Origin of the sequence: Caballeronia sp. AZ7_KS35, from assembly GCF_023631045.1 — a bacterium.
GTDB classification, from domain to species: Bacteria; Pseudomonadota; Gammaproteobacteria; order Burkholderiales; family Burkholderiaceae; genus Caballeronia; species Caballeronia zhejiangensis.
Genome location: NZ_JALQDV010000104.1, coordinates 1 through 329 on the forward strand (window position 1 = coordinate 1; position 329 = coordinate 329).

Genomic DNA, 329 nt, shown 5'->3' on the forward strand with positions numbered 1-329 from the left:
TTGACAAAATGCTGTTCGAAGCCGGCCGCCTTACTTCTAGCCCTGTCTGCATCCTGCCCGTAGCCGGTAAGAGCAACCAGACGGCACGGCGCGTCGCCCAGAACCGAACGGATCCTTGCGGCGAGTTCATAGCCGCTCATCACAGGCAGCCCTATGTCCACGATGGCGATCTCGGGCCTCAAGCGCTCGGCAGCGGCCAATGCGGTGACAGGGTCGTGAAACACCGCAACTTGGTGACCGTCGAGTTCAAGCAACATGCCGAGCGCGTCTACGGCATCCGGGTTGTCATCAACCAGCATGATTCGACGCCTGCGGACGACTACCGGTGA

The 329-nt window shown here is 60.8% G+C and carries 1 protein-coding gene; it reads right to left on the minus strand.

The features are described from left to right. Positions 1-299 (minus strand): response regulator (locus NCT05_RS37305; RefSeq protein WP_250504805.1); only part of this gene is annotated, 299 nt, incomplete at its 3' end. Positions 300-329 lie beyond the last annotated feature (30 nt).